A 21,089-nucleotide genomic window follows, 5' to 3' on the forward strand; every position below is an offset into this window, starting at 1 on the left:
CAATAATTCAAAAATCCATGATCACCCGTTTTCGAAAAACCTCGTTTCTATCCGTCTTACTGCTTTCGGTAGGCCTGGCCGTTTATCTCTTTTCCTGTAAAAAAGAAGAAAATGTTACCGCCGAGGGCCCTCAGCATTTTACCATTGCTAGCTGGACTCAGGATTTGCAATACGTAGCCGCCACGCCTTCGCTGATGGAAGGGTCGCTGTCCTTTAAAGGCAAAGGCCTGGAGGCCAATGGTTCCCGCTATCTCTGGCATAAGCAATATGTGTATCTGATGAATCTTCCCGAAAAGAAATTCATTCAGTACGAAATGGGTAAAGATGGCAGCATTCAGCAAAAAGCCTATCTGTTAACTGATGGTATTGTCCCCAACTACTTCCAGTCGCTCAACATTGTAGACGATAACACCTTGCTGGTACTGGGTGCCATGGACTCGGGAAACAACGGAAAAATCGGCTGGGCACTGATCAATATCGCCGACTTCAGAGTAACCAGCAAGGGCACCCTTCAGGTCCCTTTCGATGCTAGTAAACCAGGGGTAGAGTTTTTCCCCGGTAAAGGTTACGTTGACAATGGTAAGTTCATTCTCGGTGGTTACTTCTACGATAACGCGGGCAAATCTTTCGTCGTGGATGGCGTTCGGGCACTGGTTTATGACTATCCTTCCATGAACAACATGAAGGTTATTCAAACCAAAGCTACTGCTGGTGGAATTGGGTATGATTACCTATCCACGTTGGATAAAGACGAAGACGGCAACCATTATTTTGTGGTGAGTGCAGGGAAATTCTGGACGGGTCTGGGTGGAAAATCAGGAATCGTTCGTATTAAAAAAGGGGAATCTGATTTTGATAAGGATTACTTTTTCGATGTAACAACTCCGCTGGGCAAGCAAGCCTGCCTGATGGGTCTTAATTACGTGAGCAATGGCATCGCTTTCGGAACCGTGCAATTTGAGGAAATGATGACTTCCATTCGTGATCGATACAAAAACATTGCTCAGGTGGTGAAGCTTGATTTAAAAAATCAGAAAGTTACCCTTATGAACTCCCCCCTGAGTCCGGTAGGTATGGTGCGGTCGCCGTTGGTTTATAACGGCAAATATTATACCTCTATCGCTCCGATTAACGCCGAAGCGTTCATCTATGAGTTCGATCCGGCGGGAGATGCCAATGGATTCAAGAAAGGCATAAGCTAGATGGTGGCGGCTATGTACAGATTCAACTCATCGCCCCCCACCCTACTAAGTAGCCCATAACTACTGAAACAATAGTGCGAGTTTCTATCTCGTTGCTACGATAAGGCAGGTTCTCACCTGCCTTTACACCTTTAAGCCTGTCCTCCAGAGTCAAGTAAGAATCCTCATCTCTCCTGATTTGCGGTTCGAATGTTGTTTTTAACTACTCGACTTGTTTAAATTAATGCAGATTAAATCTTAGTACGAATTATAAAAAATGACATTACCTAGTAGGTTCTAGCATGGTTATTTTGTGATTAATGATGTAACCTAACACTGGTTCTTATCAAATCTTCAATTACTCATAATAGTTATGGAAAACATCCTTGGTATTTCTGCTGAAAATCGTGCTGTCGTTGCCCATCAGCTTGACAAATTATTAGCTGACGAATTTGTCCTTTATACTAAAACCCTGAATGCTCACTGGAATCTGGAAGGCATAGACTTCCATTCTGTGCATTTATATTTCGAAGAATTATATAAACAGTCTGCCGAAATCGTAGATGAGGTAGCTGAGCGTATTCGTCAATTAGGACATTATGCTCCCGGTACGCTGAAAAACTTCCTCGACCTTACCCACCTCACCGAAAAAGATGGAGGTGGTAACGATAGTCGTAGCCTGATCGCGAAATTGCTGGCGGATCATGAAAGCATTATCGAATTCATCCGGGGTAACATCAAGGAATTCGATGAAGCTCATAAAGACGCAGGTACCTCCGACTGGGTAACGGGCGTGATGGAAACCCACGAAAAAATCGCCTGGATGCTGCGTGCTCACCTGAAGTAATCTCTATAAATTATACTACTAAAAACCCCCATGAAGAACGTAGATCTTCATGGGGGTTTTTATTTGATTAATGTTGATAGTACTCTAAAAACAGAATGAGGTTTACATAGTTTATACTTATAATAAGTTTAAATATTTATTTATATAGGCTATCATTTGACAAACCGTGTTGTTTAACGCTTATTTTAGGTAAAAAACAGTGAAAGATTTCCCATACTTGTGTTGAATAGCTCTCCTTTATAAACTCGGTACTTACGTGAAAATATCTAATGAACATTGATAATCAAAGGTGGTATGCCCTTTCTGCCTTGCGACATTATCTTAGTATTTGCCTGATTTGTTTGCCTGCACTTATCTTTTTCAGTTGCCAATGGACCTCTACGGATCGGGTGGATCACCCGAAACAGTGGCAGGCCTGGTTTGATCAGGTAGATAGTCTGGCCCGTCAAAAAGGCGTGCCCTATTCCATTCATTTGCTTGATTCATTAATGCAAACGCTACCCCAGCCAGGTGCAGGAGATCGAATCAAACATCTGAAAATTTTACGTCAACTGTATCAAAAAGATTCTAACTATTCCAAACAGGCTAGAAAAGCTACGGATGAGCTGCTTTCTTTATTTAAATCACCTGACGTTCAGAAAAAATACCCCAGAGACTATGCCGACGCTTTACTTTTTAAAGGTGATGACTTACTTCAGCAACGACGGTATTCGGAAGTGTATCCGTACTATTTTGAGGGAAAACTGGTATTGATTGAAGCGGGTGAAACCTGTGAGTTGAGTAAATATTCCAGGCGTATCGCTATGGTTTCCTATGGGGACAAAAAGTACCATCAGGCGATTGAGTACTACAAAAAGGAATTCGAGGAATTACAGAATTGCCAGCCGGATGCAGGTTTTGAGTTAACCTTTGTAGAGAAACAGGGCAGTCTGGATAATATCGGTTTGAGTTATCGCCAGTTGGGTGATCTGGACAGTGCTCTCTATTACTATGACCGGGCGTTGGCATATATCCAGCAGGAAGAAAAAAATTACCCCAACCAGCAGCAGTTCATGTCGCTGGCCAAGGTAGTGGTGATGAGTAATCAGGCAGATGCCTATATGGCTAAAAAAGATTACAGCCGAGCCGAAACAATGTTTATAGCCTGCATTGATACTAATTACAGGCTAGGTTCAGACATTGAGAACGCTCAATTGTCACAGCTTAGTTTAATTGAACTGTACCTTAAAAATAAAGCCTACCCCAAGGTTCATAAGGAACTTCAAAAACTAGCGGAGTCACTGTCGCGTTACCCCAGCCGTGAGGTCAGTTTTGAATATCAGAAAATTAGCGGTCGGTATCAGTATGAACAGAAAAATTACGAGACCGCCGCTCACCATCTGATGAGTTATATCGGTTACAGCGATGAAAATGAGCGGGAGGAACGCAAAGGATTAAGACTAGACATCAGCCAAAGCATGGCCCAGACCGAGCGGGATTATGAGCTTGCTCTGAACAAACAACGGGATCGATTACAGGAATTATCGCTCGCCATCATCCTTCTGGTTACCTTAACGATTCTGAGTATTGCTTTTTTAGTCTACCGAAACTGGAAAAATGCCCAGCGTAACGTTGCTGAGCTAACCTTACTTAATGAAGAAATTGCCCGGCAAAATACGGTAATGATAGATACCGTGAAAGCCCTGGAAGAAAGTCAGCAGCAGAACCAGCAGATGATGAAAATTGTGGCACACGATCTTCGAAACCCTATTGGAGCCGTACATTCCGCCACTCAGCTCTTACTGTATGATGGACATTACACCGAAGAGCAACTTGAATTACTTAACCTGATTCAGACCGCCTCCATGAATGCCACCAGCCTGATTAGCCAATTGTTACAGGTGAACGTCAACGCGAATCAGGATATTCAGAAAGAAGAGGTTCAGCTTCGTGAGCTATTAAGTTCCAGCGTTAATATGCTGCGTCATAAAGCAGACGATAAACAGCAGATCATTTCCCTGAACACACCGGAGGTAACCATTCGGGCTGACCGGGAAAAAGTATTTCGGGTGATCGGGAACTTGCTGGGAAATGCCATTAAGTTTAGTGACGTGGGTGAAACCATTCACATAACGGTTGAGGAGCTCCCGCATGACGTTATCATTTCCGTGCAGGATCGGGGTATTGGCATTCCTGAATCTTTACAGAAGCATATTTTCGAGTTCTTCACCACCGCCAAACGAGCGGGCACCTCAGGGGAGCAGCCTTTTGGCTTAGGCCTCGCCATTTGCCGACAAATCGTAATGGCTCACGGAGGACAAATCTGGTTTAACAGTATTGAGAATCAGGGCACCCAGTTTTTCGTAAAGTTACCCAAAGCGTAGACCCTGAACAGCAAAACCCGGTAACGTTGAGGTTACCGGGTTTTTTCTATCGAAAGTAGAAATGCCTAGAAACTGTAACGGGCTCCCAATTGAATCTGGTAAGGATTACCGGAGGGATTGACCACACCCGCCGTATTTACCCGGTAGTTAAAGCGTTGAGCGGTCCGGTCGAAGCCAGGAATGGCAGCATTTCCATTGGCCGCGGGTACGCCTAAACCGTATAAGGTCTGATTTCCAAACGTCTTCGTAACTCCCCAATTCTTATTCAGTAGGTTAGCGAAGTTAAATACGTCGGCAGAGATTTCCAGAGCGTGGTTTTTGTAGAGCTTAAATTTCTTGTTGGCCCGTACATCAAACGTACCAAAGAAACCGTTGATACCCCCGTTACGCTCGGCAATTTTACCTTCGTATTTGAGAATATAATCCTTGATGCTTTGACTTGCGTCTGGGTTATCCAAAATGGACTGAAGACCCGCACGCACGTTCTGGGGAACTTCTCCATTGGAACGGTTGAAGATAAACGCCAGATCGTTGGTACCTACGAAGTCGCCGTTATTATTGGCACCCGAAAGCATGGAGTAACGCGTACCTCCAATACCTGAGTAACGAACACCAATCGTAATGCCCAAGAACGAAGGAGAAGTCGCCGCTAATACTACTTTGCTACGGAAATGGTTATCTGAATAAGTCATTCGACTCAAATCCCGTGGATCATCTTTCACGGGTAATGAAAGCGTTGCCGTGTTGGCTACGTTACCATTGTAGGAAGTATTATCACGAGCATCATTCCAGGTGTAGCTCAGTGTAATTTCTCCGTCTTTGAAGTATTGATACGTTGCGTCGGCAACAAAAGCAAACTGATTTACTTTGCCCTGACTGTTTAATTCCAGCACGCGACCCAATTTCTTGCTGATCCGTCCTTCTAACCAGTCGGGTACTCCAGACTCAGGCATGGTGCTCAAAGGTACGTACACGCCCCGGTTATCTTCATTCGCTAAACGGAAGAGAGGATCAGCCACCATGTTACGATCAACGTACATGTAGTTGTTACGTCCCAATGACATATATCCAGCGATTCCTACGCGAAACTTGTCCGTAATGAAGTGGCTATAGGAAATGTTTGCTTTGTACAATACCGGAATACGAGCGTCTGGAGCATTCGTGTTAATAGTCGGTAACTGGAACTGAGCCAGACTTGGAATGCTTGAGAAGTTATTGCGGTAGGCGTTAAAGTCTGGTGTTGGGATATTCGGAGAACGTACATCCACCGTCGCCAGGTGTTTTCCATCAAATGTCAGGTTATTAATCACCATGTAGTTATTGATGTCAGAGGCGAAAATACCGGCTCCAAAACGGACGAAGTCTTTATGATTTTCGTTGACATCCCAGGTAAACTGAGCCCGGGGCTGCACCACGAAAGCCTTCAGTTTATGATCCGTACGGATGCCCAGCTCGTCAAACACAGTCTGGTTGAAAGGCGATGAAGGGTAATAGGTATAATCCAAACGCAAACCAGCTGTCATGTCTAGCCCCCGAGCTAACTTCGTCTCCATCTGTCCATAAATACCAGCGTTTAACGTATTCCCGGTTACTCCCCAATCACTCATCAAAGGTACTTCCCGGTAATAGCGGTAAGGCTTGAGATCGTTAAAATTCTGTAAAGCCGTTGTCCCTGCCTTGGTATCCACGTTATAATGGAAACGTCCATTGACTTCGCTACCATACACCGAATAGGCGTTCGTATACATCAGGTCCAGTCCAAAGGTGTATTGAACCTTATCCGTGTTGTAGTAAAGGTTATCAACCAGTTGAATAACGTTGTTCTTGAAAGATTCCTGAGCAAACCGGTGCCCGCCCATCTGAATAGCCGTCGTTACAGTTCTTCCATCGCTTAACTTGGATGGAACGTTTTCAACAATGGCCCGAGGAATGTTAGCCGCCGGTAACTGATCGCCAGGGCTACTTTTCTGATAGGTATATAAATGCTGTACTTTTAATTCATTCGTAATTTTAGGATTCAGCGAACTACGCAGCGTCGCCAGAAAACTGTTATCCCAGTTCAGGTCATTCCCGTAGGACTCATACAGGTTGATGGCCGTATTATCAGCCAATCCCAGTTTGTTCAGATCGTAAGTAAAGTTATTACGAACCGTCAACAGGTGCTTGTTATTGATTTGCCAGTCAATACGGGCAAAAGCAGCGTCTGAACCACGTTTTTTATCGAACGTACCGTATTGAGACCCGTTCTGGACATGCCGTATTTATTCTGGGCAATGGCAATGTATTGATCCAGTGTAGCCGTTGTTACGTTGAAACGGTTTTCATCCGCGGGAGACTGAATGTCGGCAATTACCAGCGGACGTGAGTCTTGTTGGTGATCCCAAACGAGGAAGAAGTGTAATTTATCTTTAATGATCGGACCGCCTAATGAAAAACCATACTGATTCGTCGAGAAAGGAACATTCCGACGGTTACCACGAATGTCATACGGGCTCGACAGCCAGTTGGCCCGGGTATAGTTAAAGATACTTCCCGTAAATTTGTTCGTACCCGATTTGGTTACCGCACTGACGGTACCACCCCCGGCCCGGCCGAAAGTTACGTCGTACTGGTTAGTCACTACTTTAAATTCCCGAACGGCTTCAATCGAGATAGAATAAGGAGCACCGCTTCGGCTAGTGGTAGCACCCGCAGAAGTCGGGTTCTTTGCGGTCATCCCGTCAATCGTATAATTTGTGGAAGAACCTAACTGACCCGACAGGTTACTTCCCCGGCTCAGGGGCGACAAATCCGTTAATGAAGTAAAATTTCGGCCATTGACGGGTAACGCTAGCATGGCTTTGGCAGAAACAGCCGTTGCCGTACCAATGTCTTCAATTTTATTTTTCAGACCAGAAGCCACCACCTGAACTACTTCCAGGCTTTGCTCTTTCTCCTGAACGGTCAGGTTTACACGCACAGCGTCGCCCTGGTTTAGCATGTACCCCGAGCGTTTTTGCTCGCCATATCCTACGAAGGTTGCACTCACGTCGTAAGGACCACCCAGGGGTAGTTCTTTGAAGGAATATTCCCCTTTCGCATTCGTAACCGTTCCGGTCGTAAAACCCGTAGAGAGGTTTTTGATCGTTACTGTTGCCCCGGGGAGAGGCATATTTTCTTTTTCTGAGATGACCCCGGAGATCGAGGCCTGAGTAGTTTGGGCAAGCAGAGGCTGGCAAAACCAGCACGAGCCCCACACGAGTAATAGGACAGCAAATAAACTGTTTTTCATATAGCGGGAATTTGAAAGAAATTTCCCGCAAAGAGACTACAGCAATATGACCTAGGTATTAAGGCCGCATTACGAAATAATATAATAATTACACATATTATATCAACTAAAGAATTAGTTGTCTTAGCAAATCTCAACTATCTCTTTACATTGAGTTAATATTCACTACTAGCGAAAAAAAGTATACTTTCAGGAAACAAGTTCTCGAAGGTAGCAAGAGACGTTTTGTGGAGTGATACGGTATTTGCCCCCGCAGTCGCTCGGCTCTAGCCGAGTGACGCTGTAGTCTGGTAGGCCTCTGGCCGATGGCTGCAAGCTTGTTTTTGTTCGGGAAAGATGTTCTGTGGCCCGCTGATCGTCGCACCATACCGGCCAGAAGTCTATAGTCAGTTGTTAGAGCCGAACGACTACGGGGGACAATAAATGTTTTAAAGACAAAGCTAGATTCTTACTCATGGAACCAACTTTCGGTTTTCCTTAATCTTAAACACATCTGCTAAGGCCCGCTTGGCGGCGTGATACCCGCACATGCCATGCACGCCCCCGCCCGGTGGCGTGGAAGAAGAGCAGATGTATAACCCTTTTCTGGAAGTACGGTAGGGCGAGAGTCGCAGGGCCGGACGGGTAAATAACTGACCAATGTCCAGAATTCCGCCATTAATATCACCACCGATGTAGTTAGGATTATACGCTTCCATTTCGGCGGTATTAAACGTATGGCGGGCTAGAATCCGGTCTTTGAAACCCGGAGCAAAGCGTTCGATCTGATTTTCGATTACTGCCGTACGATCCAGCGTAGAACCGTGCGGAACGTGGCAATAGCCCCAAGCCGTGTGTTTTCCTTCGGGTGCCCGCGAAGCGTCATATTGACTTTGCTGAGCCAGTAGCACAAAAGGGTTATCGGGGTGTTTGCCTTCGGAACTTAGTTTTTCCGTATACGTAATCTCTTCAAGCGTATTACCTAGATGAAGCGTTCCGGCTTTTCGGCATTCGGCATTTTTAAAAGGAATCGGTTCATCCAATGCCCAGTCTACTTTAAATACACCCATGCCGTAACGATACCGACTCAACTGATTTCGATACAAAGACGAAAATTCGTGTCCCGCAATTTTCAAAAGCTGCTTTGGTGTAATATCGAATAAAACGGCATGACTCGAAGGCAGCTGCTTCAGAGAAGTAACATAAAAATTGGTTTGAATCTTTCCGCCAATCGATTCAAAGTAAGCCCCCAATGCCTTGGCAATGGATGCTGAGCCTCCTTTGGGAATGGGCCAGCCGCGTAAATGTCCCGCCGTCAATAATACCAGACCAATCGCCGACGTCGTCCAGTTACTCAAGGGTTGAATGGCATGAGCGGCCATTCCGGCCAGTAACCCCCTCCCCTGCTGACTTTTAAAAAGTCCGCTAAACCAGGTGGCCGGAGGTAAAGCGTGTAAACCGAAACGGGCAAAATCAAAGGGATGCGAAGGGAAACCTAAAGGACCGAGGGTATCGACGGCTATTTTCGGCCATACTTTCGTGAGAAAACGGGCCATGGTTGCATAACGCTCCTGATCTTCTGCTAACGTCTCAGCCGTTTTTTCAATGGAATGATAGAGAACAGCGGGGTTACCCTGATCAAAAGGATGAGCCGCCGCCACTTCAGGATACACGTATTCCAGACCGAATTTTTCGAGCGGTAAGGTATTGAAGAACGGCGAGCCTGCCGCCAGGGGATGAATGGCCGAGCAAATGTCGTGTTTAAAACCGGGCAGGGTTAACTCCTGCGTGCGAAGTCCGCCCCCAATCATCGATTTTCCTTCCACCACCAGAACCGAAAGTCCTGCTTCCTGCAAGGTAATCGCTGCCGCCAGTCCATTCGGCCCTGAACCCACCACTACCGCATCGAAATCTCTTTTTGTCATGTCTTAATTTTCCTTACCCATTCCTCAAAAGAACCCGGCCATCGGGCTTTAAAACCCAGCCCGTAATGGGATTAAAATGATAGCCCCCCTTACTTCCCCGGGCAGCGGCTAATGCTTTGTAGGTCGGTTGCTGGTAACCCGTTTCATCCGTTACCCGGCTTTGAATTTCCGTTTCGCGACCATCCCATTGCCAAAGGTAACGAAAGCCCGTATGAGCTTTGTCCAGGACAGGACCGCTGAGTTGAGCCGGATTCCAGCTTTTCCCGGCATCGGTACTGATTTCCACTTGCTGCACTTTTCCCCTTCCGCTCCAGGCGATGCCCCGAATTTCGATCCAGCCTTTTTGCACCTGAGCCGGATAGGCTGGAAAAGTAATGATGGAACGGGCGTCGATATCAAAACTAAAGTAGCGGATTTTCCCGTCTTTCACGGGTTCGGTATACTTAGAGGTTTCCTCACGAGTCATGTACGGAGCATCCGAAAGCTCAATTCTCCGTAACCATTTGATACTCATGTTTCCTTCGTAGCCGGGTAGGAATAATCGGAAAGGATAGCCCTGCTCGGGACGAATCGCTTCGCCATTCTGAGCGTAGACAATCATGGCATCGTCCCACCCTTTCTGTATGGGAATACTACGGGTCATCACTGCCGCATCCGAACCTTCGGCTAAAAACCAGGTTGCTTTCGGGTTCACGCCTACCTGTCGGAAAATCGTGGAAAGCATGACGCCCGTCCATTCGCTCTGGCTGGTTAGTCCACAAATATCCTGGGGGCTTAGTTTTTCGCTGCCGGAACGGAAGTTGCCCGAACATTCCAGAAAACAGATGCGGGAAACCGAAGGAAAACGTTTTAAATCTGCCAAGGTGAGCACGAGGGATTTTTCTACCATCCCGTGAATCACTAACTCATGTTTGGCCGGATCAATGGCTGGAACGCCGTTGTGGTTTCGCTCAAAGTGTAAATCTGAGGGAGTGATGGTGCCGAACAAATCCTGTAAAGGCGTTCTTGACGAAATGTCCGAAGGTTTTTTAACAAGTTTCTCGAATGCCGAACGAGTACCGACCTGCCCCGGTGGAACACCCGGTATTTTAGTAGGGTCTGTTAACTCCGCTTGTGTAACAGCAGCCTGAACGGCACTGGCAAAGGGAGCTTCGGCTAAAACTACGGCGGCAGCGGCAGCTCCACCGAGCAGTTTTCGTCGGCTAACCTTGGTTTGCAGCAGCGTAGGTTTTTCTCCGGGTATTACTTTCATGACGTACTAGCGAATAATGGGCCCACCCCTACGATCATCGAGGATGTACCTTTTCAGGGCGGGCATCTGAACTGCCGGAAGCGTTTGAGCGTTCAGTTCGGTTCCGGGTTTGATTACCCGATTGGCTTCGAGCAGGAAGGCAGTTAAACTGTATACTTCCTCGTCCGTCAGCGTTCCGGGCTGATTAAAAGGCATGGCCCGGCGAATGTAATCGAACACCGTCGTGGCGTAAGGCCAGTAATTCCCAATGGCTTTTCCTTGAGATGAATCGGTCGAAACTAATCGGTCATTCGGCCCTTCCACGCCCGTCACGCCATGACAGGCCGCACATTTCTGAGCAAAAATGGATTTCCCCTTTTGAGCCGTCCCCGAACCTTTAGGTAAACCCTTGCCATCGGGTCTTATGTCGATGTCCCAGCGTTGAATATCCGCCGGAGTGGCCAGGCGACCGAAATTGAAAATAGTATCTGATGTGAACACTCCCCCAGACGATGGCTTTGAAAAAGATCCAAAGCCACTCGCCCATCCAAGGATCAGTATCGACAAAGTAATTTTGAAAACTGCGTTCATACATTAATCGTACTTACCCGCTTTTAAGGTACTTTCCGAGAGAGCATACTTGCGATTCACCCGATCTAACACCACCTGAATGGAATCTTTGTTTTCGTCAATGCCCTTTAAAATTACCCGGTTCCCACCGTTAATGGCTGAGTAATGTAAAATCATGCGTTTACGAAGGGGAGCCTGAGCTTTCACGGTGCCGTTGTTACTCTGATCCCAGCCCACGAATTTGGTGCTTTCCTTTCCGGGTTCCTCGGCCTCGGTAACCATGCCGCGAGTCCGACGGGTTGAACGGGCCAACGGATGTATTTTTTCGTCTTCCGAACCAATGATTTTACGAGTCTCCGCCGAAATCCAGGGATCTTCTGCGGGTTTTTCCTTCCGATCCGAACGAGCCGCTTTTCCTTCAATCTCACGGGTTTCGCGGTTTTGTCTTCCCCGATTTTTATCTTGTAAATACAGCACTTTATTCACGGTATCGACTTCGTAATAGAAGACGCGTTGCCCTCCCGCTACGCCCGTTAATTCAAAGGTTCGGTTAATGTCCCGCATGGGCGATCCGCCGCCATTGGATAAATCCAGATCGACCGGACGGTTGACTTTAAAGGTCAAAGAGGTCCATTTCTCGAACGTAACCTGTTGCCAGCGAACGCTGTCTAGAGGAGAATAAGGAATAACCTGATTGTTAACCTTGAATTCGGTTACGTTGTAATTACCCCGTAACTCCGAAATGCCTTTTAAAGCGGGCTGTTTATAAGGATCATAGAGGAAGTTTACGCCTTGTAAATAGAAGAACCAAACGATGAACACGCCGATTACACCCGTTTTTAAAAGCACTCGACTCCATTTCTGCCAGGGTTTATTGAACGTGGGGTAATAATGTACGGGAATGGTTAATCGCTCTTTAATCAGCAGGTTATAAACCTTTGGAATGTCATAAATCAGTAAAAAAGCCGACAGTAACACGAAGTAAGAACTGTACACGTGAACGCCGCCGTCGTATTCAAAGTTAACAAAAACGATGTCGGCCAAGGCTCCAAAGAGTAATACGGCCCCCCAGAAGGTAGTAGCCCGGAAGAATAACAGGGCTCCAGCCAGCACTTCCACCACTCCGGCGAAGACTCATACCAGGGCACAATACCGATGGATAGCCAGTAAATTTTCTGAAGCGTTAGATCACCAAAATCCGTATTAAGCACGCCCAGCGAAGGGTAAGGCAGTTGCGTGGGGAACAGTTTAGTATACCCAAAACCGATGATACCAATACCAGCCCGGTAACGTACCACAACGCGAAGCCAGTAATAGAGCAGATTATATTCTTTGGGTTGCGGCTTTTTACGTTCGGCAATGACGGTCCAAATACCGCCAACCACTACCGCAAAAATCAGGGTAATCACCCAGGTAGCATAACCGTTTAGGGTACTGCCAAAGATTTTATTACCAAAAATATTGAGTCCTGAACCGAAACGGGCGATGTCGTAAAGATCCCGGTAATGCAGGCTGGTCCAGTCGAAGGTAAACAGGTCCTTGTACCAACCCGGATCATTCGGCAGTGAAATGCTCACAAAAAACACGAAAGCAACCCGGAACAGGAATTTCGTTAGCTTCGACCAGGGCTTGGGTGAAGCGGGCTGTTCAACCCAATTGACCTGCGACGTGGGGGTTTCCAGAGGAAAAGATGACATGGCGTTTAGAGTTTAAGGCCTTTCCGACGACCGACTTTTTTAGCTTCATGAATCAGGTATTTCTTATCCAACCGATCCAATACGACCCGGATCGAATCCCGATTTTCATTCAATCCCGACAGTATGATCTGATTAGCTGATGGACGCTCGTAATGCAACACCAGCGTTTCGGTTTTATAATGGCTGTTCTTGTTGTTCAGGTGAAGCGTCTGGTGTTCCGTATCAATTTGATAGGAATAATAATGCCGCCCTATCGAGCCCGTGGACTCGTAATTGCGAAGGGAATCCTCGGCGAAAATTTCTTCCGTATTCAGTGAATCAATCAACACCGGACGGTTGGAACGAACGCTCAGCGTAGCCCATTTTTCAAAAACCACGTCTTTCCACCGGAGCGAATCGGTTTTGGAATAGGGTAACTCATTCCCATTTACTTTAAAACTGTTCACATTATACACGCCCGCTGCCTGAGCTAAGCCCGGTTGCTGGGGATACTGATACGGGCCTTTTTGGTGACTCGCATAGGTTTGGTAACCGTAGAAAAAAACGAAGAAGATGATAAACCCAGCCTTAGCCAGGAGTCGGCCCGTCCGTTGCCAGTTTTCCGAGAATACGGGTTGGAAACGGTTGGGTACGGTTGCCCTTTCCAGTGATAACAGATTGAACAGACGGATGGCATCGAAAGAAAACAGGAACAGAGCCAGACTGATTAGATAAAGGCTATACACGTATTCGCCCCCTTCGTAAGCCAGATTAGAGAAAAAGACGTTTCCGGTGAAAGGCAAAATGATGAGCGTAGCAATGGTTGCCGTTTTACGATGTAACAGCAGTAAACCGCCCACGATTTCAACCAAACCCAAGAACGATTCATAAGTAGGCACAACACCCAGACTGATGGAAAACAGCTTCCAGGCCGAAAAATCGCCGTAGTTTGTATTCAGGTGACTCAACGAAGGCAACGGCGACTGTTCCGGGAAAAACTTAAGGAATCCATACGCCAGAATACCCACGGCCAAGCGGTAACGCACCAGCACGCGAAGCCAGTAATAGAGTCGATTATACTCCCTAGAAGTTTTATCCAGGGCCGTCCAGATGATTGAACCAACTACCGCGATACCAGCGACGATACCCCAATTGAGAAAACTGTCTGCTCCACTAATGAATTTAGGACTGTACCGCGAAAGGTAAAAAATCTCCCGATAGCCTAAACGATCCCAACTCAAGAGCTGAGCGTAATACTTGTAATCCAGCGGAACAACCTGAATGAAAAAATAAATAAAAACAAACCGGAAGAGAATTTTCTCTGCTTCAGTCCATTGGGACGATGACACTTCAAGCGTAGCTGCCATAGCGATTGGGATTAATAACCTTCGTTTTGAACAAGTGCTTTGTCTACAAGTAACTGGTCAATGGGTAAGGGCAGAACGTAGCGGTTAGGGTCGGTTACTCCTAGTACGGCTCCCGCCCGGTTCGTGCGAACGAGGTCAAACCAGCGATGCGGTTCCAGGGCAAATTCCAGCCGGCGTTCGTTTTCGATAGCCAGTAATAAAGCATCGGCAGTAGTGGCAGTGGTCGCGGTTAAACCCGCCCGATCCCGAACCGCGTTGAGATCACTAGCCGCCTGGGTTAGCTTATTCTGCTGCGTCCGGGCCTCGGCCCGAATGAGGTACTGTTCAGCAATGCGTAAGACGTACGAAGGATCTGAACCGGGGTTGCGGTAATACAGATTGCCGTACCAACGATTCTGGTTATCCTTCGCAATTAAGGTGTTACGGTTTCCTGCTACAGAGGCATCATTGAGCAAGGTTACCAAAGCGTCGCTCGGTGCCCACTGACGGGTACCACCATTCGTTTGCGGTTGCCACTGCCCCCGGTGAGCATTAATTTCGGTGGTTCCGTTATAAAAAATCTCAAAAATGGATTCCTGGGTACCGCGAACGTTATTTGCAAAAAAGGCACTGTAAGGTTTAATCAGACTATAATTAGTTGTTTCACCGATCAATTTGGTGGCATACGCTTCCGCCTGAGCCCAGTCTTTCTGATAGAGATAATACCGGGCTTTTAAGGCCCAAACCGTTTTCTGCGTAGCCCGGTACCGATCCACCGTATTGGTTAACAAAGGCTCAGCAGCGTCCAGATCTTTAAGGACCTGAGCGTACGTTTCAGCCTGGGTGCTACGGGCAATACCCCGGTTATCCGTCGGACGAACAGTAGGCTGCGTAATGAGCGGAACGCCACCCCAGATACGAGCCAGGTCGAAATAAGCTAGTGCCCGAATGAAGTAAGCTTCGCCGATGTACTGTTTTTTCAGGGCATCCGTCAGCGTAGGATCGGTTACTTCATTAACCTTCACAATAACGTTATTGGCCCGGTTAATGGTTTGATAAATAGCAGTCCAGACACCGCTGACCATGCCATTATCGGCGTTTACCCGGTGGTTAATAAATTCCTGCACAATTGACTGCGAGCCCGTCCACTGCACATTATCACCCGACAAATAACCGATGGCCTGAAAGTTGGTACCATAGTAATTACTGCCAGCCAGAGCACTGTATACGCCACGAACGGCGGTTTCAGCAGAAGATTTATCGGTAATGGTCACGGCATCCGAAATGGATTCCTTGGGTTTCACGTCCAGAAACTTCTGGCAAGACGCTAAAGCCGTGATACTGAATAACGTAATAAGATAGGTATGTACTTTCATGGATGTCATTTATAAAGTCACGTTAATACCCAGTTGCAAACCCACGGGCTGGGGTGGCGTACCGAGATCAATCCCCTGCTGGTTTTGATCACTGCTGGCACTTGATTCAGGGTCGAGACCCGTGTATTTTGTCCAGAGCCAGAGGTTACTGCCCGCCGCGTAGAGTCTCAGGGTTTCGAGACCTGCTTTTTTCGACCAGTTTTTCGGGAACGTATACCCCACGGTGAGCGAACGTAGTCGTAAGAACGAGCCGTCTTCCAGCCAACGACTTCCGCCGTCCCGGTAATTATTCACGTTTACGCCATCAGGACGAGGCACGTCAGTAATGTCGCCGGGTTTCTGCCAGCGAGCATTGTTACTCGCGAAAATCACGCGAGCGGCATCGCGGGCTCCCCCACCCTCGCCAAAGAATTTGTTATGATTGTAGATTTTATTCCCGTACGAAAACGAGAAGAACAGATTCACATCAAATTTTTGTAAGTCAGGTTATTGGTCAATCCACCGAAGAGCTTAGGCCAGATGCTACCGAGAATCTGACGGTCAGCCGTAGTAATTTTTCCATCTTTGTTTACGTCTTCATACACCACATTACCCGTCTGCGGATCAACGTATAACTGCTTGTATACCCAGAAAGAATACAACGGCGAACCCTGTTGTTGAAGAATCAGATCACGACTGCCATACCGTAAAGGCGTTTCGAGTTTCTCGATGTTATTGACGTTACGAGCCAAATTCAGACTTGTGGTCCATTTCAATTCCGGCGTTCGAATATTCACCGATTGCAAGGCTACTTCAAAACCTTTGTTACTGATTTCAGCGGCATTACTCCAATACGTGCTAAAACCAGTAGTACTGGGAAGCGTTAGCAGTAATAGTCCGTTCGTAGTGTATTTATTATACACGTTAAATTCAGCCGATAACCGTCCGTCAAATAAGGACGCATCCAGACCCACGTTCCATTGCCGGGTTTTCTCCCACTGCAAATCGGGGTTGCCTAACTGCTGGGGAGCGATCCCGGGATTTCCCTGATACGAAGCTCCACCGGTCCACAATCCCTGTGCGGCGAAATTACCAATACCGTTCTGGTTACCCGTTATCCCGTAACTAGCCCGTAATTTCAAATCACTCAGCACCGGTACGCTCTTCAAAAACTCTTCCTGACTGATTCGCCACGCAGCTCCGACGGATGGGAAGTAGCCCCATTTCCGGTCATTACCGAAACGCGAAGAACCATCGGCCCGAACGCTGGCATTGACCAGGTATTTTCCAGCGTAATTATAATCGGCTTTGGCAAAGAAGGAAGCCAGGGTGTTCTTACTCCAGCTCTGCGAACCAGCCGTGGTAGAGGCCGAAGAAATCTGGGTAAAGGCATTGTTGGCAAAACCACGACCTTCGGCGTAAGTACGTTTCAGTACATCGCTTTGCAAGCTATTCCCTACTAAAAGTCCAAAACCGTGTTTACCGACTGTTTTGCGATAAGCCAGCGTTTGCTCATTTAACAGACTGGAGAATTGCGTCTGTGAAGAAGTCGCTAAACCCGAAGGACTTCCCGCAATGAGCAGGTTGTTCCAGTATTCAGATTCGTCGTAACCATTATAGTCAACCCCGAAACTCGTGCGGAACTTTAAGCCGGGTAACAATTCAGCTTCGCCGTAGAGGTTACCAATGTAACGCAGGCTGATGGAGTGAACGTCATAATTCTCAAGCAGTAGCGTTAGGTTATCAAAACCTGCCCGGCCTACCAGTACGCCATTTTCATACGGAGAAAGATACGTAGGCGTATGTAAGGCCGCTTGCAGCAATCCACCTTGTGGGCCATCCCCGGCCCGGGCCTGATTGCGGTACGTTCGACTCAGAATGTTACTCACCCCTACCTGCACTTTGTCATTTACCTTCTGATCGAGGTTAATCTTGAAGCTGGCTCGTTCGAAATTGATGGGCTTAATGATGGCTTCCTGCTGGGTATAACTTCCGCCAATGTAATAGCGGGTATCGTTAGTACCTCCCGCCAGCGAGAGGTCATAGTTTTGCAGATGGGCCGTTCGAAAAAGTTCACCTAATCGATCATACGTTTTTTGCTCTTCGGGTAAGCCCCGACCGCCTTCACTGACGGGACGGAAGGGACGATTTGCTTCGGTACGATTGAGTGAGGGCGTATCTTTTCCGGTATTAATCCACCATTCGTTAACTAATTGAGCGTGTTCGGGCCCAGTGGTCAAGTCCCAAAGCCGTGCGGCCTTATTCCAGCCCGTCGAAGCGTTGAAACTAATCTTTGGTTTCTGATCGAACTTACCTCTTTTGGTAGTAATCAGGATTACCCCATTGGCCCCGCGAGAACCATACAGAGCCGTTGCCTCAGCATCTTTCAGAACCTCAATACTTTCAATGTCATTAGGATTGATGTCAGCGATGGGAGACGTGGCTTTCCCACCTGTCCCGATGGACTGCAAACTGGTATTATTGATAAAAACGCCATCTACGACGTACAGAGGATCATTATCGGCATTAATTGAAGTCGCTCCGCGAACACGAATATTTACCGTTTCGCCGGGAACGCCCGTATTACTGGAAATCTGAACGCCGGGAATTTTACCCTGTAGCTGGGCATCGAAACTTCCCGTCGGTATATTTTTTGTTTCTGAAGGATCAATCTTGCTAATTGAGCCAATCAGATTTTTACGCTCCTGAGTACCGTACCCTACGACGATAACCTCACTCAACTGACTTTGTTCCGGCACTAACTGAATCCGTAGATTCGTCTGATTACCAACCACAATTTCCTGGGTTTTATACCCGATGAATGAGATAATTAATCGCGTAGAAACTTCGGTGTTTGGTATTTGAAATTCCCCATTGGCATTCGTTGTGACTCCCTTCGAAGAGCCTTTGATCTGAATATTTACTCCAGGGATACCATTGCCATTCTCATCGAGCACTTTTCCGTTAATCTGAATGCGGAGCTGGGTATATACGTAGGCATGGGTTTCAGGAGGTCGGGCTGCAAGCCCACCACTCAGGCTGAGTCCTCCTGCAATAAGGGTTAACCTCCATGATAAGGGTACGGAAGACAGGTAAGGTTTCATCAAAATCTTGCTATTCAAATGGTTTTCAATAACATATTAATTACTAGTAGATATATAGAATAAATAGACTATATATCTAAGACTTCAACAAACTTTCCAAGGTATGAGCAAAGTATCAGGCGGAATTTGCTCAGTCTTTGAGGTTTATAAGATGATTGTCCTATTAAAGTGTAGGCAGAACCAAAGATCGAGGCAAAGGTAGAAGGGCATTTTTTAAATACAAGTATAATCTATAGATTTTATAGACTAAAAATCAATTTTATGCGATTACATGATCTATTGTCTGTTTATGATTTGTACTTCAGAAATAGTTATTCAATCTATGCATACGTACGGTAGCTAGTCATCGCCACGTGAGCCAAACCAAAGCCCCACAACTAACGATATAACTATACGTTAGTTATGGGGCTTTGGATGAGAAGCGAAATGCTTATAATTCTTTTACTCGCATGTTTCGGAATTTTACGACTGATCCGTGTCCCAGAAAACCGATGTGGCCGGATGTTCTTTTCAGTCCGGGGTGTTCTTTATGATCCGGCGTGCCTTCTTTGGTGGCTTCAGCGGTGTCACCATCCAGGATGGTCACTCCATTCAGGACGACCTTTACACGCGTGCCTTTCAGCGTAACTTCTTCGGAGTTCCATTCGCCTACGGGTTTCATCGCCTCCCGCTTCGCCGGGATGATCCCGTACACGGAACCGTGGTATTGGTACGGTTGCAGGTTTTTATACTCGAAAGCATCATTATCCAGAATCTGAAGTTCCATGCCGGTATACGCCGCATCTCCCTCAAGCGGTGCCCGCACCCCCAGACCATTATTGGCTCCCGGGGTTAGCTGAAAATCAAAACGGAATACAAAATCAGCGTATTCATCTTTGGTGTACAGATTTCCCTGGCCTTTACCCGAAGGGCGAATCACAAGGTTTCCTTCTTCGATGATATAATCCTGCTTGTTACCCGTCCACTGCTCCAGATTGGAGCCATCAAACAGGGTTTTAAAGCCTTCTTTCTTTTCCTCCTCTTTCAACCCATATAGTTCGGGCATGATGGAAAGATGTTTCCGCAATTCTTCCTGTAAAGTACTGGAAATGTAAGGAAAGGTTTTGGAAATGAGTTCACGGTCTTTAAACGTGCATAATTCAGGAAGATCCAGCGATAACTCGGCTACGGTTGTGGCGGCTGTTTTCTGAAGTTCTTTTGTTTCCAGAAATGTACTGGCCAAATACAAGGCCGCCGGATAATCCACCTGAGCCAATTCTTTCAGAACTACCCGTTTCTGCTCCGTAGTCGATGCTTTTTCCATCGCCTGCTTCAAAAGATGGAATTTATCAGCCGCAGAATAGTCTGATTTACTAACTCGCTCTACAAAAGCCGTAAATACCGCTTTATTTGCCTTCTCCAGCACGATCTGCTCCGCAGCCAACCTCGTCTGCCCTTTTGATGATTTAATAAGCTCCAGAACGTTTTTCTCTGCTCCGGTCTGCTTTGGGTTCTCGCCTGCCCGCTTTAGCCACAACAAATACGCATTCGTTGCCTCGCTGGGATCGTACTCGTAATGAACCTTTGAAGCCTGAGCCAGCAAAAGGGGCTGAGCCGAGGGGAAGCCCAGATTTGCCAGTCCATACAGTGCCAGTTTTCTCACGTTCAAATCCGGGCTTTTAGCCCATTTGAGAAAGAGGGGCTGAGCCGTCTGGATTCGCATTTTCCCAGCCGCCTCAAGCACCGCTAGTTGAGCGGCTCCTTTTGAGGCTGGTAAAGCTGAAGCAATGGCTTTCTGAGCGGCGGGCGTGTTGATACTGACTAAAGCCCGAGCCGCAGGATCAGCCAAACGTTCATCACTCAGGTAAGTAGCCAGTGTAGGTACGGCCTCGTCTTTGCCCACCAGTTGTAATTGGGTAATGAGAAAAGCTTGTGCATCAGGATCTTTACTGGCTTTCAGAGCTTTCTGATAAGCCTGTGAACTGCGTAGACGATCTGCCGGGTGATTACCTTTGGCCACGTAAGCCGAGTAACTCCATAATGCATATTCTGCCCGGCTATGGTCGCCGGGTTGATTTAATCCTGCAGCCAGTTCAAGAATTCCAGATTCTCCTGACTTATTGAGTTCTGTCAAAGCCGAACGCAAATGCTCCGCATCTGCGGCGGGAAACTGATCCAGCGTTGTTTCTATTTTATCACTTTGAGCCCAGGCTACGGAAGGAAATACCAGACTGAAGAGTAACCACGTTTTTTTCATGATTG

General features: G+C 47.0%; 12 protein-coding genes and 1 pseudogene. 3 read left to right on the forward strand and 10 right to left on the reverse strand.

Going from position 1 to position 21,089, the window contains the following annotated elements; genetic code table 11:
• Positions 1 to 17: 17 nt before the first annotated feature.
• From BWI96_RS07515 to BWI96_RS07525, 3 genes are all read left to right on the forward strand, one after another.
• Positions 18 to 1,202: a DUF4374 domain-containing protein gene (locus BWI96_RS07515; protein WP_198555174.1), complete on the forward strand. Its 1,185-nt coding sequence runs from the start codon at positions 18 to 20 to the stop codon at positions 1,200 to 1,202.
• A 352-nt stretch (positions 1,203 to 1,554) separates the two neighbouring features.
• Positions 1,555 to 2,028: a Dps family protein gene (locus tag BWI96_RS07520; protein WP_106636053.1), complete on the forward strand. Its 474-nt coding sequence runs from the start codon at positions 1,555 to 1,557 to the stop codon at positions 2,026 to 2,028.
• 341 nt (positions 2,029 to 2,369) lie between these two features.
• Entirely contained in the window at positions 2,370 to 4,391 is a 2,022-nt protein-coding gene (locus BWI96_RS07525; protein ID WP_198555175.1) for an ATP-binding protein, read from the forward strand.
• Between the two features lie 65 nt (positions 4,392 to 4,456).
• Here the strand turns inward: BWI96_RS07525 and BWI96_RS07530 are convergent.
• From BWI96_RS07530 to BWI96_RS22280, 10 genes and pseudogenes are all read right to left on the reverse strand, one after another.
• Positions 4,457 to 7,662: pseudogene (locus tag BWI96_RS07530) on the reverse strand (carboxypeptidase regulatory-like domain-containing protein).
• Positions 7,663 to 8,114: 452 nt separating this feature from the next.
• Positions 8,115 to 9,566 carry an NAD(P)/FAD-dependent oxidoreductase gene (locus BWI96_RS07535; protein WP_106636055.1) on the reverse strand — a complete coding sequence of 484 codons (1,452 nt, stop codon included), beginning with the start codon at positions 9,564 to 9,566 and terminating at the stop codon, positions 8,115 to 8,117.
• A 13-nt stretch (positions 9,567 to 9,579) separates the two neighbouring features.
• Positions 9,580 to 10,818 carry a sulfite dehydrogenase gene (gene soxC / locus BWI96_RS07540; RefSeq protein WP_106636056.1) on the reverse strand — a complete coding sequence of 413 codons (1,239 nt, stop codon included), beginning with the start codon at positions 10,816 to 10,818 and terminating at the stop codon, positions 9,580 to 9,582.
• Positions 10,819 to 10,824: 6 nt separating this feature from the next.
• On the reverse strand, positions 10,825 to 11,298 hold the full coding sequence (locus BWI96_RS07545; RefSeq protein WP_232793630.1) for a c-type cytochrome: 474 nt from the start codon (positions 11,296 to 11,298) through the stop codon (positions 10,825 to 10,827).
• Between the two features lie 93 nt (positions 11,299 to 11,391).
• A complete protein-coding gene (locus tag BWI96_RS07550; RefSeq protein ID WP_369804104.1) occupies positions 11,392 to 12,489 on the reverse strand; it encodes a hypothetical protein in 1,098 nt (365 codons plus the stop codon).
• A 580-nt stretch (positions 12,490 to 13,069) separates the two neighbouring features.
• Positions 13,070 to 14,410, reverse strand: coding sequence for a hypothetical protein (locus tag BWI96_RS07555; protein ID WP_106636058.1), 1,341 nt, complete (start codon positions 14,408 to 14,410; stop codon positions 13,070 to 13,072).
• An 11-nt stretch (positions 14,411 to 14,421) separates the two neighbouring features.
• Positions 14,422 to 15,765: a RagB/SusD family nutrient uptake outer membrane protein gene (locus BWI96_RS07560; protein ID WP_106636166.1), complete on the reverse strand. Its 1,344-nt coding sequence runs from the start codon at positions 15,763 to 15,765 to the stop codon at positions 14,422 to 14,424.
• 9 nt (positions 15,766 to 15,774) lie between these two features.
• Positions 15,775 to 16,230: a hypothetical protein gene (locus tag BWI96_RS22275; RefSeq protein WP_232793631.1), complete on the reverse strand. Its 456-nt coding sequence runs from the start codon at positions 16,228 to 16,230 to the stop codon at positions 15,775 to 15,777.
• Positions 16,227 to 18,866, reverse strand: coding sequence for a TonB-dependent receptor (locus BWI96_RS07565; protein ID WP_232793632.1), 2,640 nt, complete (start codon positions 18,864 to 18,866; stop codon positions 16,227 to 16,229). The genes BWI96_RS22275 and BWI96_RS07565 overlap by 4 nt, the downstream gene beginning before the upstream one ends.
• Before the next feature lie 412 nt (positions 18,867 to 19,278).
• The gene (locus BWI96_RS22280; protein WP_232793633.1) at positions 19,279 to 21,084 is read right to left on the reverse strand and encodes a DUF1080 domain-containing protein; all 1,806 of its coding nucleotides are present in this window, start codon (positions 21,082 to 21,084) and stop codon (positions 19,279 to 19,281) included.
• Positions 21,085 to 21,089 lie beyond the last annotated feature (5 nt).

It is taken from the genome of Siphonobacter sp. SORGH_AS_0500 (assembly GCF_002838835.1).
GTDB lineage: Bacteria > Bacteroidota > Bacteroidia > Cytophagales > Spirosomataceae > Siphonobacter.